19 protein-coding genes and 1 tRNA gene are annotated in these 19,633 nt (G+C 59.9%); 15 read left to right on the forward strand and 5 right to left on the reverse strand.

The window, feature by feature from the left end; translation table 11 throughout:
* Positions 1–17: 17 nt before the first annotated feature.
* The 3 genes from T424_RS21865 to T424_RS0117650 form a co-directional block, all read right to left on the reverse strand.
* Positions 18–794, reverse strand: coding sequence for a class I SAM-dependent methyltransferase (locus tag T424_RS21865; protein WP_084268572.1), 777 nt, complete (start codon positions 792–794; stop codon positions 18–20).
* Positions 795–954: 160 nt separating this feature from the next.
* Positions 955–1,656, reverse strand: coding sequence for a uracil-DNA glycosylase (gene ung, locus T424_RS0117645; RefSeq protein ID WP_027488906.1), 702 nt, complete (start codon positions 1,654–1,656; stop codon positions 955–957).
* Positions 1,657–1,772: 116 nt separating this feature from the next.
* Positions 1,773–2,573: an HpcH/HpaI aldolase family protein gene (locus tag T424_RS0117650; protein ID WP_027488907.1), complete on the reverse strand. Its 801-nt coding sequence runs from the start codon at positions 2,571–2,573 to the stop codon at positions 1,773–1,775.
* Positions 2,574–2,731: 158 nt separating this feature from the next.
* Here T424_RS0117650 and T424_RS0117655 point away from each other — a divergent pair, with 158 nt between their 5' ends.
* The 13 genes from T424_RS0117655 to T424_RS0117715 all read left to right on the forward strand — a co-directional run bounded on the left by T424_RS0117655 (position 2,732) and on the right by T424_RS0117715 (position 17,052).
* Positions 2,732–3,688, forward strand: coding sequence for a sugar-binding transcriptional regulator (locus T424_RS0117655; protein ID WP_027488908.1), 957 nt, complete (start codon positions 2,732–2,734; stop codon positions 3,686–3,688).
* Positions 3,689–3,849: 161 nt separating this feature from the next.
* Positions 3,850–6,147, forward strand: a complete 2,298-nt coding sequence (locus T424_RS0117660) for an FdhF/YdeP family oxidoreductase (RefSeq protein ID WP_027488909.1) — start codon at positions 3,850–3,852, stop codon at positions 6,145–6,147.
* Between the two features lie 29 nt (positions 6,148–6,176).
* Positions 6,177–6,413, forward strand: a complete 237-nt coding sequence (locus T424_RS0117665; RefSeq protein ID WP_084268573.1) for a hypothetical protein — start codon at positions 6,177–6,179, stop codon at positions 6,411–6,413.
* A gap of 279 nt (positions 6,414–6,692) precedes the next feature.
* Positions 6,693–8,012, forward strand: coding sequence for an ABC transporter substrate-binding protein (locus tag T424_RS0117670; RefSeq protein ID WP_027488911.1), 1,320 nt, complete (start codon positions 6,693–6,695; stop codon positions 8,010–8,012).
* An 89-nt stretch (positions 8,013–8,101) separates the two neighbouring features.
* Positions 8,102–8,974: a carbohydrate ABC transporter permease gene (locus T424_RS0117675; protein WP_027488912.1), complete on the forward strand. Its 873-nt coding sequence runs from the start codon at positions 8,102–8,104 to the stop codon at positions 8,972–8,974.
* Positions 8,975–8,976: 2 nt separating this feature from the next.
* Positions 8,977–9,807 carry a carbohydrate ABC transporter permease gene (locus T424_RS0117680; RefSeq protein ID WP_027488913.1) on the forward strand — a complete coding sequence of 277 codons (831 nt, stop codon included), beginning with the start codon at positions 8,977–8,979 and terminating at the stop codon, positions 9,805–9,807.
* An 18-nt stretch (positions 9,808–9,825) separates the two neighbouring features.
* Positions 9,826–10,824 (forward strand): ABC transporter ATP-binding protein, encoded by a 999-nt coding sequence (locus T424_RS0117685; RefSeq protein WP_027488914.1) that lies wholly within the window; start codon positions 9,826–9,828, stop codon positions 10,822–10,824.
* Positions 10,821–11,597: an L-iditol 2-dehydrogenase gene (locus tag T424_RS0117690; protein WP_027488915.1), complete on the forward strand. Its 777-nt coding sequence runs from the start codon at positions 10,821–10,823 to the stop codon at positions 11,595–11,597. The genes T424_RS0117685 and T424_RS0117690 overlap by 4 nt, the downstream gene beginning before the upstream one ends.
* Positions 11,598–11,627: 30 nt before the next feature.
* Positions 11,628–13,112, forward strand: a complete 1,485-nt coding sequence (locus T424_RS0117695) for a mannitol dehydrogenase family protein (protein ID WP_027488916.1) — start codon at positions 11,628–11,630, stop codon at positions 13,110–13,112.
* Between the two features lie 72 nt (positions 13,113–13,184).
* Positions 13,185–13,856, forward strand: coding sequence for an HAD family hydrolase (locus tag T424_RS0117700; protein WP_027488917.1), 672 nt, complete (start codon positions 13,185–13,187; stop codon positions 13,854–13,856).
* Positions 13,857–13,920: 64 nt separating this feature from the next.
* Positions 13,921–15,498, forward strand: coding sequence for an FGGY-family carbohydrate kinase (locus T424_RS0117705; protein WP_027488918.1), 1,578 nt, complete (start codon positions 13,921–13,923; stop codon positions 15,496–15,498).
* Between the two features lie 146 nt (positions 15,499–15,644).
* Positions 15,645–16,841 (forward strand): tRNA 2-thiouridine(34) synthase MnmA, encoded by a 1,197-nt coding sequence (gene mnmA, locus T424_RS0117710; protein WP_027488919.1) that lies wholly within the window; start codon positions 15,645–15,647, stop codon positions 16,839–16,841.
* Between the two features lie 134 nt (positions 16,842–16,975).
* Positions 16,976–17,052 (forward strand) — tRNA-Met (locus tag T424_RS0117715).
* A 14-nt stretch (positions 17,053–17,066) separates the two neighbouring features.
* Here the strand turns inward: T424_RS0117715 and T424_RS22695 are convergent.
* Positions 17,067–17,237, reverse strand: coding sequence for a hypothetical protein (locus T424_RS22695; RefSeq protein ID WP_154664977.1), 171 nt, complete (start codon positions 17,235–17,237; stop codon positions 17,067–17,069).
* Positions 17,234–17,908, reverse strand: coding sequence for a cellulose biosynthesis protein BcsN (gene bcsN / locus T424_RS0117725; protein WP_154664978.1), 675 nt, complete (start codon positions 17,906–17,908; stop codon positions 17,234–17,236). The genes T424_RS22695 and bcsN overlap by 4 nt, the downstream gene beginning before the upstream one ends.
* 529 nt (positions 17,909–18,437) lie before the next feature.
* Here bcsN and T424_RS0117735 point away from each other — a divergent pair.
* The gene (locus T424_RS0117735) at positions 18,438–19,013 is read left to right on the forward strand and encodes a transglycosylase SLT domain-containing protein (protein ID WP_027488921.1); all 576 of its coding nucleotides are present in this window, start codon (positions 18,438–18,440) and stop codon (positions 19,011–19,013) included.
* Positions 19,014–19,431: 418 nt separating this feature from the next.
* A partial coding sequence (locus T424_RS22295; RefSeq protein WP_027489043.1) for a transposase family protein occupies positions 19,432–19,633 on the forward strand: 202 nt, incomplete at its 3' end.

Raw genomic sequence — 19,633 nt, forward strand, 5'->3', positions numbered from 1 at the left:
CTGATCTTGCCAACCCTTCAGAAGGATTTCTGCGCAATGAACCCGCACCAGGATTTGTCATCCCTTGTCTTGCCCATCCAAGGCCGCAGGATCCGCGCCCTGTTTCCAAGATAGGCGGCAACACTGTGCATCACGCCATCTTTGCCGGTGATGGTGAAATCATTGCCCTCCGCCCAGCAGAGATTCCACTGATGAAACCCGCACCAGTTTTCCTCTCTCGCCTCATTGGCAAAACCATGCACGATCAGGAAGCCGCCGGGCTTCGTCACATGCAGCATCTCGTCCAGACCTTTCAGCGGGCTGGCCGTATGGTCAAGGGCATTGCGGATATGCGTGACATCGAATTCGTCGCGCCCGAAGGTCTGGCTCAGCTCTTCGATTGCGCATTCGACCGGCAGGACGAGATCCTTGTAGCCTTCGGGGTTCCACAAGGTGAGATAATCGGACGCCAGCGGATCGGCGGCGTGCAGCTCCACCTTCTCGTCCACGAAACTGTGCGACAACATGCTGACGGGACCGGAGCCTATATCCAGCACCTTCGGGACACGGCCAAGCCGGTTTTCCGCCAGGGCATGGCATTTGATGAAGAGTTCGACATCCGCATTCATCTCCGGATTGGGGACGCGAACGCAGAAATTCTCGATAAATCTCTCACTGGCGCAAAAGCCGCGCCAGAAGTCGATTTCATCATTGCGGCCCACTTCGCGGAGATCGACGGGCTCGACTTGCTCGATCGCGACATCTTCTACTTTTGAAGGTGATAACCTTCGAATAATTTGTTTGACTATATTCATCACATCCCCACGGATTGCGGGGTGCAGCTATCACAGCGCCTGAGTGTTTGAAAGCGCGAACCTCTCCGATCAAGCCACCGTGATTGGATCAGCCTGTTCGGCGCAAAGACGAGAAGGGAAAGAGCGCGCACGGCCTTCTGCGACCTTCTCCATAAGACGCTCAATCCTCCTGCGGAACCTGCGGCAATTGCCAGTCGATGGGAGAGCGCCCGTGACTTTCCAGATAGGCATTTGCCCTGGAAAAATGCCTGCACCCAAAAAAGCCGTTATGGGCCGAAAGCGGCGAGGGATGCGGCGCCTTCAGCACCAGATGACGGTGGGGATCGACAAAGCCTGCCTTTTTCTGGGCATAGGCGCCCCACAGCATGAACACCACATGCTCGCACCGATCCGCCACGCTATGGACAATGCGATCGGTGAAACTTTCCCAGCCCTGCCCCTGATGGGAACCGGCGCGTCCCTCTTCCACCGTCAGCACGCTGTTGAGCAAAAGCACGCCCTGACGCGCCCAATGCTCCAGAAACCCATGGCCCACCGGCTCTATGCCAAGGTCACTCTTCAGCTCCTTGTAAATGTTTACCAGCGATGGCGGCACGCGCACGCCGGGGCGCACCGAAAAGCACAGGCCATGCGCCTGCCCCGCCCCGTGATAGGGGTCCTGACCGAGAATGACCACCCGCACCTTATCGACAGGCGTCAGATCGAGCGCCCGGAAATAATCAGACCCGCGCGGGAAGATATGCTTGCCCTCTTCCTTTTCCCTCAGCAAAAACTGCTTGAGATGCTGCATATAAGGCTTGGAGAATTCGGAGCCGATTTCCGCTTTCCAGCTCGCTTCCAGTCTGGGTTCGGTCTGGGGCATGGATCTGACCTTTCACTTCGTGGATTCCCGAGTGCAAGTTTGCGCAAAGCGCTCTAACCTTATCTTTTTGAAGCATAATCTTGTCGATCCTCGTTTCACTCCGGTCGGATTATGCTCTAATAGCTGCTTGCACCACCCTGAATGCCTTCTCCCCTGACCTCGGCCAGATGCTTTCTTGCCGCCGCGGCCAGCAATCCGGCATCGCTTTGGGTGGCGATGAAGCGGGCGCCCTTCTGCCGGGCAAGCTCTATCATGGCCGGATCGAGCGTCATGATGCCCACGGGCTTTTGCAGGGCGGCAAGCGTGGTGATGATCTTCTCGACGGCCTCGTAGACTTCCGGTGCATCCGCCTTGCCGGGAAAGCCGAGGTCGGCGGCAAGATCGGCGGGACCGATCAGCAGGGCATCCACGCCGGGCGTCATGGCAATGGCTTCCAGATTGTCCATGGCCAGACGGCTTTCGATCTGGACGATCAGGCAGGTCTGGTCATTGGCCGTGGCGACATAATCGCCGATCCTGCCGAAATCGGAAGCGCGGGCAAGCCCGGCTCCCATGCCGCGAATGCCTTGCGGCGGATAACGGCAGGCGCGGGCAGCGGCCAGCGCCTGTTCGGGCGTATCCACCATGGGAATGAGCAGGCTTTGCGCCCCGATGTCCAGCGCCTGCTTGATCAGCCATGCCTCGTTGACCGGCAGCCGCACGATGCGATGGGCCGGCTGATGCGCCGTTGCCGCAAGCTGGGCGGCAATCAGCGGAATATCGTTTGGACCGTGTTCGCCATCGATGAGGATCCAGTCGAAACCGGCACCGGCGCAAAGCTCCGCCACATGCGGACTGGCCAGCGCCACCCACAGGCCCTGGAGCACTGGACCGGGCATGGCCAGCATTTGCTTGAAGCGATTGACGGGAACAGGCATGAACACTCCATTTTCCGGGCGTGCAGGTGATCTTGCCAACCGCACCCTGTGACCTTGCGCCTTGATAGCCCGACGGACCACGATGGAAAAGCGATAATGCGGCGATGGATTGACAGCTTCGCGCCGAAAGGCATAGCTCATCGGGGAAAGAGGGACCAATGGCGCGAAAGACTGTTTCCGATTCAAGGCTTGACGATGCAGCCCGCGCGGGCTGGCTTTATTATGTCGCCGGACGCACCCAGGACGAGATTGCCGCGGCCATGAACATTTCCCGCCAGAGCGCCCAGCGGCTGGTGTCGCTGGCCGTGGCGGAAAAGCTGGTCAAGGTGCGCATCGATCATCCCATTGCCGTCTGCCTGGAACTGGCGGAGGCGGTAAAAACGAAATTTCGCCTGAAACAGGTGGAGATCGTGCCCACCGATCCCGGTTCGGAGGCCACCACCACCGGCATTGCGCAGGCAGGCGCTGGCGAACTTGAACAATGGCTGAAAAAGCCGGAGCCGCTGACCATCGCCATGGGAACGGGGCGCACGCTGCGCGCCGTCATCGACCAGCTCTCGCCCATGGACTGCCCGCAACACCGGATCGTATCGCTGACCGGCAATATCAGCCCGGATGGATCGGCGGCCTATTTCAACGTTATCTTTTCCATGGCCGATGCGGTGAAAGCACCGCATTTTCCCATGCCGCTGCCGGTCATCGTCTCTTCGCGCCAGGAGCGTGACCTGATGCGCAGCCAGCCGCTGGTGGCCCCGACGATCGAGCTGGGGCGCAGGGCCGATGTGGCCTTTGTCGGCATCGGAGAAATGGCCATGGGCGCGCCGCTCATGCAGGACGGTTTTCTCAAGGCGCCGGAAATGGACGAGTTGCTGAAGGCGGGCGCAACGGGCGAAATCTGCGGCTGGGTCTTCGATGCAAAGGGACGCCTGCTGGATCACCCCGTCAACGAGCGGGTGGCCAGCATTGAAATCCCCTCCCGAGCGCATTGCACCGTGATCGGCATGGCGCGCGGACGGCGCAAACATGCCGCCATCCGGGCCGCATTGGCGGGTGCCCACATCAATGCGCTGATAACCGATGAGGCAGCGGCGCATTTTCTGTTGAATGATGAATAGTTTATTGCAATGCCACATTCTAGCAAACAATTGATTATATTACATTTCTGTTCAAGGCACGACGATTTCGCCCTCAGGGCCGGGCATCGATAGAGATTTCCTATCAAGCCATTGCGTTTCCACGGTTGATTTTTGTCAGATTCGCGTAAAAAACAGCGGCCATGACAACAGAATTCATTGGCAAGAAATCTGCCGCGGCCGGTGGCTGGGGTGCGTTGAAAAGCTGCGGCAAGCGGCTTCTGGAAAGCGGTGCGCCTCTTTCGGGGGCGCGCACATTGTTGAAGGCCAATCAGCCGGATGGCTTCGATTGCCCCGGCTGCGCCTGGGGCGATCCGGAACATGGCTCCTCCTTCGAATTCTGCGAAAACGGCGTGAAGGCCGTTTCGTGGGAGGCGACGGAAAAACGCGCCACGCCCGCCTTTTTTGCGGCGCACACCGTTTCCGAGCTGAAGCAGCTTTCCGATTACGAATTGGAATTGAACGGCCGCCTCACCCACCCCCTGCGCTATGACCGGGCAAGCGACCGCTACCTGCCCGTAAGCTGGGAAGAGGCTTTCGCCGACATCGGCGCCATTCTGAAAGACCTCGACAACCCCGACCGCGCCGAGTTCTACACCTCCGGCCGCGCCAGCAATGAGGCCGCCTATCTCTACCAGTTGTTCGTGCGCCTTTACGGCACCAATAATTTCCCTGATTGCTCCAACATGTGCCATGAGGCCAGCGGCGTTGCGCTGCGTCAGGCCATTGGCGTGGGCAAGGGCACGGTGCTTCTGGAGGATTTCGAAAAGGCGGATGCGATTTTCGTGATCGGCCAGAACCCCGGCACCAACCATCCGCGCATGTTGGGCGATTTGCGCCGCGCCTCGCTGCGCGGGGCGGAGATCGTCGTGTTCAATCCCGTTCGGGAAAAGGGGCTTGAGCGCTTTTCCGATCCGCAGGACAAGCTGGAAATGCTGCAAGGCGGCTCCACCGCCATTGCCAGCCGCTATTTCCAGCCGCGCCTTGGCGGCGACATGGCCGCCGTGCGCGGCATGAGCAAGGCGGTTTTCGCCGCTGACGATGCAGCCCTTGCCGCAGGCCTTCCTTCGCTTCTGGACCGCGCCTTCCTCACCGAACATTGCGCCGATTTCGACGCCTACCGCGCCGCCGTCGATGCCACGGGCTGGGACGAGATCGAGGATCAATCCGGCCTGACAAGGGCTGAGATCGAAGAAGCGGCCAACGTTTACCTCAAGGCCGAGCGGGTCATCTGCACCTGGGCCATGGGCGTTACCCAGCACATCCATTCGGTGGCGACCATTCGCGAAATTGCCAGTTTCATGCTGCTGCGCGGCAATGTCGGCAAGCCGGGAGCGGGCCTTTGCCCGGTGCGCGGCCATTCCAACGTGCAGGGCGACCGCACGGTGGGCATCAACGAAAAGCCGCCAGCGGCCTTTCTCGATGCGCTGGAAAAGCATTTCGGCGTGCCCATGCCGCGTGAAAACGGCCACAACGTGCTTGCCGCCATCGGCGCCATGCTGGATGGCACCGCCCAGGCTTTCATTGCGCTTGGCGGCAATTTCGCCCGCGCCACACCCGATAGCGCGCTGGTGGCCGAGGCCATGGGCCGGATGAAGCTGACGGTGAACATTGCCACCAAGCCCAACCATTCACATCTCATGCCCGGCGAGGTATCCTTTATCCTGCCCTGCCTTGGCCGCACGGAGATGGATGTCAATTCCCGCGGTCAGTCGCAACTGATCAGCGTGGAGGATTCCATGAGCATGGTGCATGGCTCGGCGGGCATCAACCGGCCCGCCTCGCCGCATCTGAAGTCGGAAGTGGCGATCCTTGCCGGTATTGCCGAGGCAACCCTTGGCAACGGCACCGTCAACTGGCGCGAGCTGGCCGAGGATTACGACCTGATCCGCAATCATATCGAAGCGACCATTCCCGGCTTTGCCGATTTCAACACCCGGCTGCGCAAGCCGCGTGGTTTTCACCTGCGCAACAGCGCGGCGCATCGTGAATGGAATACGCCAGCGGCAAAGGCCAGCTTCTATACCGGCAGCCTGCCGGCGGAGACCGTGCATCAGCGCGCCACCAGAGGCGAAAACCGCTTCGCCCTGCAAACCTTCCGCTCGCACGATCAGTATAACACCACCGTCTATGGTCTCGACGACCGCTATCGCGGCGTCTATGGCGAACGGCAGGTGATTTTCATCCACCCGGAAGATTTGAAGGCATTGAATGCCAAGGCGGGCGACCGCGTGGATGTGGTCAGCGAATTCGAGGATGGCGTGGAGCGCGTGGCAAAAAGCTTCCGCTTCGTTCCCTACGACATTCCGCGCGGCTCGATTGCCGGTTACTATCCGGAGCTGAACGTGCTGGTGCCGCTCGGCAGTGCCGGGCTGGAAAGCCACACCCCCACCTCCAAATCCATCATGGTGACATTCCGCAACCGGCAGCAGGCGGCGTGAGCAACACGCCCGCCAGTGCGGAGGAATTCATGGCTCTGGTCGGGCGCATCGCGGCAAGCGACGCCCGGCTTTCCGGCTTGCAGGCCGGCCTGCTGGCTGCGGCATCGCTCGATATTGCCCATGACAGCCGCAGCTTTTCCCGCCTGCTCGGCGTGGAACATGCCCTGGTGATCCGGGAACTGACCGGATTGGAAGATCTTGGCCTGATCGAAATCACCCACAGGCAGGCGCGCACCTTGCGCAGCCATTTCCGGCTTGCGTCATAGACAAGCCTTAAAACTTTTTCCTGAAATGCAGCGTTCCAATCCAGCAAATCCCTCGGATTTGGGGGGACTTTGCGCAGCGCAGCAACGAATCTGCGTTGACAAACGCGGCACTATGCTGAGTAATTGCCCAAGAGCAAAGCGAATGCTCAGTTTGTGGTTTATCCATCAGGCTTTGAACCGGCCGCCGATGAGGATCGGCAGCCGACGGTTATCCAAACCGCATTCCGGGCTGGGGGAGTTGGCCTTTTCCGGAATGAGCAATCTTCTGGGAGGAAGATAATGAACGTGAAGACCTTGTTGCTCGGCGCCGTTTCGGTGCTGGCGCTTTCCGGCGTGGCGTCTGCGCAAACGCTGACCATTGCCACGGTGAACAATGGTGACATGATCCGGATGCAGAAGCTGACGGACGACTTCACCAAAAAAAATCCCGGCATCGACGTGAAGTGGGTGACGCTGGAAGAAAACGTCCTGCGCCAGAAGGTGACGACCGACGTTGCCACCAAGGGCGGCCAGTATGACGTGATGACCATCGGCATTTACGAAGCACCGATCTGGGGCAAGCAGGGCTGGCTCCAGCCGCTCGACACGCTTTCCGCCGACAAGGATTACGACGCCGCCGATCTTCTGCCGCCGATCCGTTCGGGCCTGACGGTCGATGGCAAGCTCTATGCCGCGCCTTTCTACGGCGAAAGCTCCATGGTGATGTATCGCAAGGACCTGTTCGACAAGGCCGGGCTGAAAATGCCCGATGCCCCCACCTGGGACTTCATTGCCGATGCGGCCCGCAAGATCACCGACAAATCCTCCGAAACCTACGGCATCTGCCTGCGCGGCAAGGCTGGCTGGGGCGAGAACATGGCCTTTCTGACGGCCACCGCCAATGCCTTCGGCGCACGCTGGTTCGATGAAAACTGGAAGCCGCAATTCGATCAGCCGGAATGGAAGAAGGCGCTGGACTTCTACGTGAAGCTGATGAAGGATGCAGGCCCGCCCGGCGCTTCTTCCAACGGCTTCAACGAAAACCTCGCTCTGTTCCAGACCGGCAAATGCGGCATGTGGATCGATGCGACGGTTGCGGCCTCCTTCGTCACCAATCCGAAGGAATCCAAGGTTGCCGACAAGGTGGGCTTTGCGCTCGCACCCGACACCGGCCTTGGCAAGCGTGGCAACTGGCTGTGGTCGTGGAACCTTGCCATTCCCGCCGGATCGAAAAAGGTGGAAGCCGCCGAAAAGTTCATCGCCTGGGCAACCTCCAGGGATTATCTGAAGCTGGTTGCCGAGAAGGATGGCTGGGCCAACGTGCCTCCGGGCACCCGCACCTCGCTTTACGCCAATGCGGATTACCAGAAGGCGGCCCCCTTTGCCAAAATGACCATCGACAGCATCAATGCCGCCGATCCGAAGAAGCCGACCGTCAAGCCTGTGCCCTATGAGGGCGTGCAATATGTGGCGATCCCGGAATTCCAGGGCATCGGCACGGCCGTGGGCCAGCAGTTCTCCGCCGCCCTTGCCGGACAGGTCAGCGTCGATCAGGCGCTGAAGAGCGCCCAGCAGCTCACCGAGCGTGAGATGAAGAAGGCGGGCTATCCCAAGAAGTAAGCCGCTGACCTGCGGTGAGCCTCTCACAGGAGGCTCACCTCTTTGCCGGTTTCATTTTCAACGACATACATTCCAAGAGGCGGGACCCCATGGCGACGACCCATACCCACTCCTCGGCCCGGCTGATGATGGCCCCGTCGGTCATCCTGCTCTTTGCATGGATGATCGTGCCGCTCGGCATGACCATCTATTTCTCGCTGCTGCGCTACAATCTGCTGATGCCCGGCACGGAAGAATTTACCGGGTTGATGAATTACCAGTTCTTTCTGACCGATCCGGCGTTTTTCGCGGCACTCGCCAATACCCTGCTGCTGGTGGGTGGCGTGCTGGCCATTTCCGTGATCGGCGGCATTTTGCTGGCGCTGCTGCTGGACCAGCCAATGTTTGGCCAGGGCGTGGTGCGCGTGCTGGTGATAGCCCCCTTCTTCATCATGCCAACGGTGGCCGCACTGGTGTGGAAAAACATGCTGATGAACCCGGTCAACGGGATTTTCGCGTGGATTTTCCGCCTGTTCGGGGCCGACCCCGTCGATTGGCTTTCGGTGATGCCGCTGTTTTCCATCATCGTCATCGTCGCCTGGCAATGGCTGCCCTTTGCAACGCTGATCCTTTTGACTTCGCTGCAATCGCTCGATGAAGAGCAGAAGGAAGCCGCCGAAATGGACGGCGCCGGGCCGATCTCGAAATTCATCTATATCGTGCTGCCGCACATGGCCCGCGCCATTACCGTGGTGATCCTGATCGAAACGATCTTCCTGCTGTCGGTCTTTGCGGAAATCCTCGTCACCACCAATGGCGGTCCGGGCACGGACAGCACCAACATCACCTATCTCGTCTATACCCAGGCCCTGCTGCAATTCGACGTGGGCGGCGCATCCGCCGGCGGCATCGTTGCCGTGGTTCTGGCCAATATCGTCGCGATCTTCCTGATGCGGATGATCGGCAAGAATCTGGAGGCGTGACCATGGCTCGTGCCGTTTCCACCCGGAGAAAACTGACCTTCACGGTGATTGCCTGGACCATCGGCTTCCTGATGTTCTTTCCGATCCTGTGGACCTTCCTGACGAGCTTCAAATCGGAAGGCGATGCCATTGCCTCGCCGCCGGTCTTCCTGTTCTTCCACTGGACGACGGAAAACTATCTCGAAGTGCAGAGCCGCTCGGATTATTTCAGCCACTTCCTCAATTCGGTGGTGATTTCCTTCGGCTCCACGCTGCTTGGCCTTCTCATTGCCATTCCTGCCGCCTGGGCCATGGCGTTTTCGCCGACCAGGCGCACCAAGGATGTGCTGATGTGGATGCTGTCCACCAAGATGATGCCGCCGGTGGGGGCGCTGATCCCGATCTACCTGCTGTTTCGCGACAGCGGCCTGCTCGATACCCGCATCGGCCTCGTCATCGTGCTGACGCTCATCAACCTGCCGATCATCGTCTGGATGCTTTACACCTATTTCAAGGAAATTCCCGGCGAAATTCTGGAAGCCGCCCGCATGGACGGCGCATCGCTGATGAAGGAGGTGATCTATGTGCTCACCCCCATGGCGGTGCCGGGCATTGCCTCCACCCTGCTGCTCAACATCATTCTGGCATGGAACGAGGCGTTCTGGACGCTGAACCTCACCACGTCGAATGCGGCGCCGCTCACCACCTTCATCGCCTCCTATTCCAGCCCCGAAGGCCTGTTCTACGCCAAGCTCTCCGCTGCCTCGACCATGGCGATCGCCCCCATCGTCATTCTCGGCTGGTTCAGCCAGAAGCAATTGGTGCGTGGCCTCACCTTCGGCGCTGTGAAGTAGATACAAGGAATTTCACCCATGGGCAGCATTACCCTGCAAAATGTTTCGAAGACTTTCGGTGAAGCCAAGGTCATTCCCAATATCAATCTCGAAATCAACAATGGCGAATTCGTCGTCTTTGTCGGTCCGTCCGGCTGCGGCAAATCCACCCTGCTCCGGCTGATTGCCGGGCTGGAGGATATATCCGGCGGGAAAATCATGATCGACGGGGCGGATGCCACCGACAAGAAGCCCTCCGAACGCGGCCTTGCCATGGTCTTTCAGTCCTATGCGCTCTATCCGCATATGAGTGTGCGCTCCAATATCGGCTTCCCGCTGAAAATGGCCAGCATGGACAAGGGAGAGATCGACCGCAAGGTCACGGATGCCGCCCGCATCCTCAACCTCACCGACTATCTCGACCGCAAGCCGCGCCAGCTTTCGGGCGGCCAGCGCCAGCGGGTTGCCATTGGCCGGGCCATCGTGCGCCAGCCGCGCTGCTTCCTGTTCGATGAGCCGCTCTCCAACCTCGATGCGGCGCTGCGCGTCAACATGCGGCTGGAAATCACCGAACTGCACCAGAAGCTTGGCGCAACCTCCATCTATGTCACCCACGATCAGGTGGAAGCCATGACCATGGCCGACAAGATCGTCGTGCTCAATCGCGGCAATATCGAGCAGGTCGGCTCGCCGCTGGAGCTTTACCGCAACCCCGCCAACCTGTTCGTGGCGGGCTTTATCGGCTCGCCGAAGATGAACCTCATCTCCGGCTCCATCGCCCGGCAGCATGGGGCGCATACCATCGGCATCCGCCCGGAACATGTGACGCTTTCCACCACGGACGGCGCATGGAAGGGCAAGGTGACGATTGCCGAACATCTGGGGTCCGACACTTTCCTCCATGCCGATGTCGAGGGGATCGGCCCGATCACGGCGCGCGCCGGTGGCGATTTTCCGGTGCGCCATGGCGAAACGGTGTTCATCACACCCGACACCAGCCGCCTCCACCGCTTCGATGAAAAGGGAGTGGCAGCATGACCGGCCGTCTTCAAGGCAAATCTGCGCTGATCACCGGATCGGCACGCGGCATTGGCCGGGCTTTTGCGGAGGCCTATGTGCGCGAAGGCGCAACCGTCGCCATCGCCGACATCAATCTGCAACGGGCGGAGGAGACGGCGCACAAGATCGGCCCGTCAGCCTATGCCGTTCATCTCGACGTCACGAAGCAGGACAGCATCGATGCCGCCATCCGCGCCGTTGAGGACAAGACTGGAGGCATCGATATTCTCGTCAACAATGCCGCCCTTTTCGATCTCGCGCCCATCGTCGCGATCACCCGCGAGAGCTATGACCGGCTGTTTTCCATCAATGTCGCGGGCTCGCTCTTCATGCTGCAAGCGGCAGCCAAAGCCATGATCGCACGGGGCAAGGGCGGCAAGATCATCAATATGGCGAGCCAGGCGGGCCGCCGGGGCGAAGCGCTGGTGGCGGTTTATTGCGCCACCAAGGCAGCGATCATTTCGCTTACCCAATCGGCCGGTCTCGACCTCATCAGCCAAGGCATCAATGTCAACGCCATTGCCCCCGGCGTGGTGGATGGCGAGCATTGGGACGGCGTGGATGCGCTGTTTGCCAGATATGAAAACCGTCCCCTCGGCGAGAAGAAAAAGCTGGTGGGCGAAGCCGTGCCCTATGGCCGCATGGGTAAGGCGCAAGACCTCACCGGCATGGCGATATTCCTCGCCTCTCCCGAAGCCGATTACATCGTCGCCCAGACATATAATGTCGATGGCGGCAACTGGATGAGCTGACAGGCCATTTCCATTTCAGGATAGAATCTCATGACCGTCAAACTATCGCTAGCCACCCTGAAAGACGCTGCCGCCAAGGCGGCCATTCCAGCTTACGCGCGTAAAAGCCTCACCCCCGGCATATTGCATTTTGGCGTCGGCAATTTTCACCGCGCCCATCAGGCCATCTATCTGCATGAGCTGTTCAATCGGGGCAAGAACCTGGATTTCGCGATCATCGGCGCGGGCGTCTTGCCCTCCGACGCGAAGATGAAGGAAAAGCTGGCCGCGCAGGATTATCTGACCACGGTGGTGGAACAGGATGTGGCGAAAAGTGCCGCCACCGTTACCGGCCCGATGGTGGATTTCATCGCTGCCCCCGAGTTTGAGGCCATCATCGCCAAACTTGCCGATCCGGCGATCCGCATCGTCTCGCTGACCATTACCGAGGGCGGCTATTTCATCGATCCGGCCACCGGCAGGTTCGATCCGAAGCATCCGGCCATTATGGCGGATGCGACCCATCCCGACCAGCCGAAAACCGTGTTCGGCCTGATCATCGCCGGGCTGAAGCGCCGCCGGGCAGCAGGCCATCCGCCCTTTACCGTTATGTGCTGCGACAATATTCCCGGCAATGGCGAGGTGACGGAAGCAACCGTGACCGGGCTTGCCAAACTCTCCGACCCGGATTTTGCCCACTGGGTCCACAAAAACGTCGCCTTTCCCAATGCCATGGTGGACCGCATCACCCCCGCCACCGGCGAGCGCGAGGTGGCGATCACCCGCGACACCTATGGCATCGAGGATCAATGGCCGGTCTTTTGCGAAGAGTTCAAGCAATGGGTGCTGGAAGACCGGTTTCCGCAGGGTCGTCCGGCCTTCGAGGAGGTGGGCGTCACCTTCGTGCCGGATGTCGCGCCCTATGAGCTGATGAAGCTACGCATCCTCAATGGCGGCCATGCGGCAATTGCCTATCCGGCCACGCTGATGGACATTCACTTCGTGCATGAGGCCATGGAAAACCCGCTGATCCGCGCCTTCCTCTCCAAGCTGACCCATGAGGAAATCATTCCCGTGGTGCCGCCAGTGCCCAACACCAGCTTGCAGGACTATGCGGCGCTGATCGAAGCGCGGTTCTCCAACCCGAAGATTGGCGACACCATCCCGCGTCTTGCCCAGGACGGCTCCAACCGGCAGCCGAAATTCATCCTGCCCTCCACGGCGGACCGTCTGGCCAAGGGACTGGACGTCAAGGGGCTGGCGCTGGTTTCGGCACTGTGGTGCCGCTATTTCGAAGGCTTATCCGACAGTGGCAAGGCCATCGTCTTCAACGACGCCAGCACTGAGCGCCTGCAAAAAACGGCGCTTGAAAGCCGGGACGATCCGCTGGCCTTCCTCGCTCTCGACGATATTTTCGGGACGGTTGGGCAAAACCCGCTGTTCAGGCAGCGCTTTACGCAGGCCCTGACCTCGCTTCGCACCCATGGCACGGCGCAAACATTGCAACGCTATCTGGATGGGGCGTTGGGAAAATAAAGTGCTCCAAGGAAAAATGGAAACCGGCTTTCCGTTTGGAAACACGTAAACGTTCAAAACAAAGAGGCACCCATGCAGCGACCGGCGCCACAGCTGGTGATTTTCGATTGCGACGGCGTGCTGGTGGACAGCGAGACGATTTCCGTCGAGGTGCTGGTGGCCGCCTTTCGCAAGGCAGGCGTCGTGATCGACGAGGCCTATGTCTACGAAAACTTTCTTGGCCGCAGCATGGCAAAAGTGGTGGAAACAGCGAGGGCAAATTTCGCCCTTTCCATCGACGACGACTTTCTGAAAGCCCTGCGGAACGATCTTTTCCGGCGCTTCCGGCAGGATCTCAAGGCCATTGACGGGCTCGCAACGGCACTGGACGCCCTGGAGGCGGCAGGCATTGCCCGTTGTGTCGCCTCCTCTTCCAATCCGGAACGCATCGCGCTTTCCCTCTCCGTCACCGGGTTTCTCCATCGTTTCGAGCCGCATATCTTCAGCGCAACCATGGTGCGCAACGGCAAGCCGGCACCGGACCTTTTCCTCCATGCGGCGGCAAAAATGGGCGCGGATCCGGCCCGCTGCACGGTGGTGGAAGATAGCCCCGCCGGCATCATGGCGGCGAGGGCTGCGGGTATGCGCGTGCTTGCCTTTTGCGGCGCAAGCCACGCCAGGACAGCCTCTCACCACCGGGCCATTGACGCGCTGGCCCCGGACGCCAGATTTGATGCCATGGGGGACTTGCTTCAGTTTGTCTGATAAGCGTTTCCGGTCGTGTTTCGACAAGACGACAAGAGCATTTCAGGAACGGACACAGAGCGACATGCAGGATCACGTGATTGCGGTGGATGTCGGAACCGGCAGTGCACGGGCGGGCGTGGTATCGGCCGAGGGCAGGCTGCTGTTTCGAGCCGAACACCCGATCGTGCTGTCGCGTCCGCGCGCCGATCTCGGCGAGCATGATTCGGAGAACATCTGGGCCGCCGCCGTCAGCGCCATCCGCGCGGCCATGCACGGGGCGGGCATCGCCCCGGAGCGGATTGGCGCCATCGGCTTCGATGCCACCTGCTCTCTCGTATTGCGCCGCCGTGACGGCACGCAGCTTGCCTTGCGCAAAGAGGCCTCGCACAGCTTCGATACCATTGCCTGGCTGGACCACAGGGCAAAGGCAGAAGCCAAGCGGTGTTCGGCCCTGGACCACCCGGTTCTCAGACATACCGGCAATGTCATGTCGCCGGAGGCTGAAATTCCCAAGCTGATGTGGCTGAAAGCCAACAGACCGGACCTGTGGTCCGAAGGCGGGCAATTCTTCGATCTCGCCGATTTTCTCACATGGCGAGCCGCTGGCTCCACGGCGCGTTCGCTGTGCACGCTCACCTCGAAATGGACGTTTTACGGCCATGCCAGACCCGGCTGGCAGCGGGATTTTCTGGCCCTTGCCGGACTTGCCGACCTGCCGGAAAAGGGCGGCCTGCCGGAAGAAGCCCATGGCGTGGGCACGCCCATTGGCCGGTTGAGCCAGACCGCGGCCTCCGAGCTTGGTCTTTCCACTGCCGTTTTGGTCGCGGCAGGCATGGTGGATGCCTATGCCGGGGCGCTTGGCGTGCTGGGCGCGGCGGATCCTTCCGCACGCAACCAGGCACAGGTGGCGCTGATTGCCGGAACCTCCAACTGCCTGATTACGCTGGGACGCGAGCCGGTTTTCGGCCATAGCCTCTGGGGACCGTATTACGGGACGATCTTTCCCGATCTCTGGCTGGTGGAGGCCGGGCAATCCGCAACCGGCGCCCTGCTCGACCATATTTTACGCAGCCACGCGGAGGGTGGAGAGCCGAAAACCGCCCTGCACCGCCGGGTGATAGACCGCATACGGACGCTCAGAGCCGAGCAAGGGCCGGATTTTGCCGCCGGGATGCATGTGTTGCCGGATTTTCACGGCAACCGCTCGCCCTTTGCCGATCCCGCGCTGACCGGCGTTGTGACCGGGCTGACGCTGGATGCCTCCTTCGACGGGCTTTGCCGCCTTTACTGGCGGAGTTGTGTGGCTATCGCGCTTGGGATTCGCCAGATTCTGGACATGATGACCGCGGGCAAGGCGCCCTTGCCCCGGCTGCATCTGACCGGCGGCCATATGAAAAATCCTTTGCTCGTGGAGCTTTACGCCGATGTCACGGGTTGCGAACTGGTGGTGGCCGAAGATACGGACGCCGTGCTGATCGGCACCGCCATGAATGCCGCCACCGCTGGCGGCATTCATACAAGTCTTGCCGCAGCCGGTCAGGCCATGGGGCCAAAGGGCCGCATCATTGCGCCCGATCCGGCCCGCCGCGCCGCCTATGAGCGGGATTACGCCCGTTTTTTGCTGATGCAGCGTCACCGAGAGGAATTGCGCAGAGTGTGAGGTGCCGCAAGCGGCCTTGCATGACAGGGCTTTCCTTTCTATATCCTCGTCAAGAAAGCCGTCATAACCTGATTATACACTCGGCATGGCTTGACCTGTAGCGATGCCACGCGCCTGCACACGCATCAATTAAAGAGATCGTCTTCGTGAATACGCTGGATTTTGACAAGAAGCCGGAAGATACGCGCGTTGTCGTTGCCATGTCAGGTGGCGTCGATAGTTCCGTGGTGGCGGGCATTCTCAAGCGCGAAGGCTATGACGTGCTGGGCATCACGCTCCAGCTTTACGACCATGGCGCCGCCGTTCACCGGGCCGGCTCCTGTTGCGCGGGGCAGGATATAGACGATGCGCGCCGCGTATGCGAAACGCTCGGCATTCCCCATTACGTGCTGGATTACGAACAGCGCTTCCGCGACACGGTCATCAATCCCTTCATGGAAAGCTATATTGCCGGGGAAACGCCCATTCCCTGCGTGGCCTGCAACCAGACGGTCAAATTCGCCGATCTTCTGGTGACGGCGCGCGAACTGGGGGCCGATGCGCTGGCAACCGGCCACTATATCCGCTCCAGATCCGTACCCCTACCGGGCAATCCCGGCCACCGGGCGCTGTTTCGCCCGATCGACAGCGAGCGCGACCAGAGCTATTTCCTCTTTGCCACCACGCAGGAGCAGATCGATTATCTGCGCTTTCCGCTGGGCGAAATGTCCAAGGCCGAAACCCGCAAGCTCGCCGAGGAGATGGGTCTTGTGGTGGCGCAGAAAGCCGATAGCCAGGACATCTGCTTCGTGCCGCAGGGCAAATATGCCGACATCATCACCAAGCTGAAGCCGAATTCGGCGCTGGCGGGCGAAATCGTGCATCTGGATGGCCGCGTGCTTGGCCAGCATGAAGGCATTCTTCACTACACGATCGGCCAGCGCAAAGGTCTGGGCGTGGCCACCGGCGAGCCGCTTTACGTCATCTATCTCGATGCCCGTTCGCGCCGCGTTATTGTTGGCCCCAAGGAGGCTCTGGAAACCCACAGGGTCTATCTGCGCGACATCAACTGGCTGGGAGATCGCCCGCTGCAAGAAGAAGCGAGCCAGGGCTTTGCCTGTTTTGCAAAGGTGCGCTCCACAAGGCCCCCTGCCCCGGCGACACTTCATGCGGACGAAAACGGCGTCTATGTCGATCTCGATCTCGGCGAGGCAGGCATCGCCTCCGGCCAGGCCTGCGTGCTCTATTCCGCCCCCGGTGCCGATGCCCGCGTCTATGGCGGCGGCTTCATCGACCGTTCGGAGCGGCAGGCAGCAGCGGAAGCAGCGCTCAAGGCCTTGCTGACCAGCCCGGCCGCCGCCTGAAACGCAAGCTCTGCCAAAGACTTGCCAGTCTTTCGCCTTTTTTGGCAAAGCCCGCTTGACTTTGCGCCAAGCCAAGCCTTATAAGCCGCCCATCACATCGGACGGCTTTTACCACAAGCCTCAAGGTGCCGTGTGGCGGGATAGCTCAGGTGGTTAGAGCGTGGGATTCATAACCCCAAGGTCGGCGGTTCAAGTCCGCCTCCCGCTACCATTTATCTCAGGATTTTATTTCTTCACCACACAGGTCGCCATGGCCATGCTGTTGGCTTGCGCTTGGATCCTGCCCGAAATTGCCGATACTTGCATTGCAGAAAGAGGCGCGGAAAGACCGGCGAGTCTCATCAGCGCCCTGAGAAAAGTGGAAGCAAGCTCCCACTTTTCCTCGCCCTGCTTCATCGCAGCAAATCCAGGCTGGCGCTGCTGATTGGGCGCAGGCTCAGGCTGGTCAGCAGGCCCGCCAACTGTTCCGACTGGGCTGCGGCATCGCAATAGCTGAGCGTGACGCGGACAGGCAGGTCCAGACTGGTATCGGCATAGACATGCAAGGGTGCCGCCGCCCGGAACGGCTGGACGCTGCGCATGGCCTGCCATGCATAAACGCACGCCCCGCTCTTGCCGAAACGGCCCGTCGCCACATGATAGATGCCGTAGGCATTTTGCCGCGAGGTGGGATCAATGCTCATCTTCAGCCCGGGGAAAAGGCGGCGAAGCTCCCGTTTGGCATCGTCATCGGCCGCAGGCTGGCGATAGCGCGGGCCGTCCGCAAGGCCGATCTCCACCGTAAGGCTGTTTTCTGCCCCCTTGCCGCCTGCATAAAGCAGGGTCTGAAATGCCGCCTTTGGTTCGATCCGGCTGCGATAACCGCTAATTGCGGCCCGCAGGCTGGCGACTCGGCCCATCTCCAGTGGCGGCAGGCCCTGTTTGGCGAGGGGCACGGCGGGAACAGAGTTTTTGCGCAGCGCAGCGGTAGGCTTTATATCCACCGTGCCCGCCATGGCAGCAACCGTAAACCCCAGGCAGAGAACGGCACAAAGACCAAGTTTCACCATCACTGCACTCGATTTCATCACTCTATCCTCAAATCCGGTCCATGAAAGCCGCAAAAGCCTTGCTGTAAGGTTGCCATGCCGGCCCCTTCTGGAGCATTTCCGGTGAACACAGGTTCACCTGCATTGCTCTAAAGCGTGTCGCGATCTTTCAGATTCGCTCCTGACGCTTTACGTCATTGTTTTGTCGCATGTCGTTATCGCAAAACCGCTGCACACTTTTGCGCGACATGCTTTAATACCAAGGCTTACGGTTCGCCGCCAGGAAATCAACCGGCCTGCCGTCGTTTCCCTGGGGCCCACATCACCAGACCAGCGCCAGCCATGCTATCGATGAATTTATCAACGAAAACTTAATAGTTCCCGTATGGCTGTAAGGGCCCGTAAAGACGTGAAGCGGAAAAGGCGGAAAAGGCGGCAACCAAGGCAGCCCCGATACGCAAAACGGGCAACACGATTCCACCACACTCTCTTCGGGAAAAGACCACAAAAGGTAAACCTTTCCTTAAATTTTAGTGGCTATTATCGGGAGCGATAGAAGAGGTCTGTTATGCGTAAAATCCTCGTCATCGCCCTTATGCTGGCATTGGCAAGTTGTGCCCGGCCACCCAGCCAGATCCGCAACGCCTGCGCGATCTTCGAGCAACGGGACGGCGCTTTTGAAAACTGGAAAAGAGCGGCCCGATCCACGGAGCGGGAATATGGCGTGCCGGTTCATATTCTGATGGCCACGATCTATACCGAGTCGAGCTTCCGTTCGCGCGCCCGCCCGCCGCGCCGCTACATTCTGGGCTTCATCCCCTGGAAGCGCATTTCCACCGCCTATGGCTATTCGCAGGCGCTGGACGGCACCTGGGAGCGATACCAGCAGGAAACCGGCCGCTACCTCGCCCGCCGCACGAATTTCGGCGATGCAATCCGCTTTATCGGCTGGTATCACTATCAGAGCAGCAAGCGTCTCGGCATTCCCTATAACGATGCCTACAAGCTCTACCTCGCCTATCATTCAGGCCAGCTCGGCTATATTCGCGGCGCCTATCGCAGCCGCCCGGAAGCGCTGGCAGGCGCCCGGCGCTTTGCGGCCATCTCGGCCATCTATGCCGACCAGATACGCCGCTGCCCCTGAGGAACCAACAGCGCCGTGTGTTTCATTGTTAGAGCGCCGATCTGATTCAATCAGATCGGCGCTCTCCTGCATAATTCCTTAAATCGGAATCCATTTAAGATGAAAATCATGCAGCAGTTTTAAAGTGTTACCGCGTCCTTTGTGCGTTTGATCACAGTACACGACGCTACCGTTTTGCGTGTGGTTTACCCCCCTCTGTCCTGCCGGACATCTCCCCCTCAAGTGGGGAGATCGGCAAGATCAAGGCCCTGCCTAAATTCCTGAAAAAGGCCGTCATCGTCAATATTCTTTGAAGGATGGCGCTTTGTCCGTATTGCAATCTCCCCCCTTGAGGGCAGGGGAATCGCATATGGGTTTCAAGCTATTGAATGATTGAGGCAAATCGCTTCATCTTCCTCCGACTGATTCGGAGGGTTTGATGAAAGGATTTGCCTCTTTGTTTGGATCTGTTCCTGATCCTCGTGCTGCCAATGTGCGCCATCCGTTGAACAGTATTTTGTTCATTGCGCTTGCGGCGGTGCTGTGTGGTGCAGAGACGTGTCAGGACATGGCTGATTTCGGCGTTTCCAAGCGCAAGCTCTTAAAAGAGATCATACCCCTGCCTTATGGCGTCCCAAGCC

It is taken from the genome of Allorhizobium undicola ORS 992 = ATCC 700741, from assembly GCF_000621665.1.
GTDB classification, from domain to species: Bacteria; Pseudomonadota; Alphaproteobacteria; order Rhizobiales; family Rhizobiaceae; genus Allorhizobium; species Allorhizobium undicola.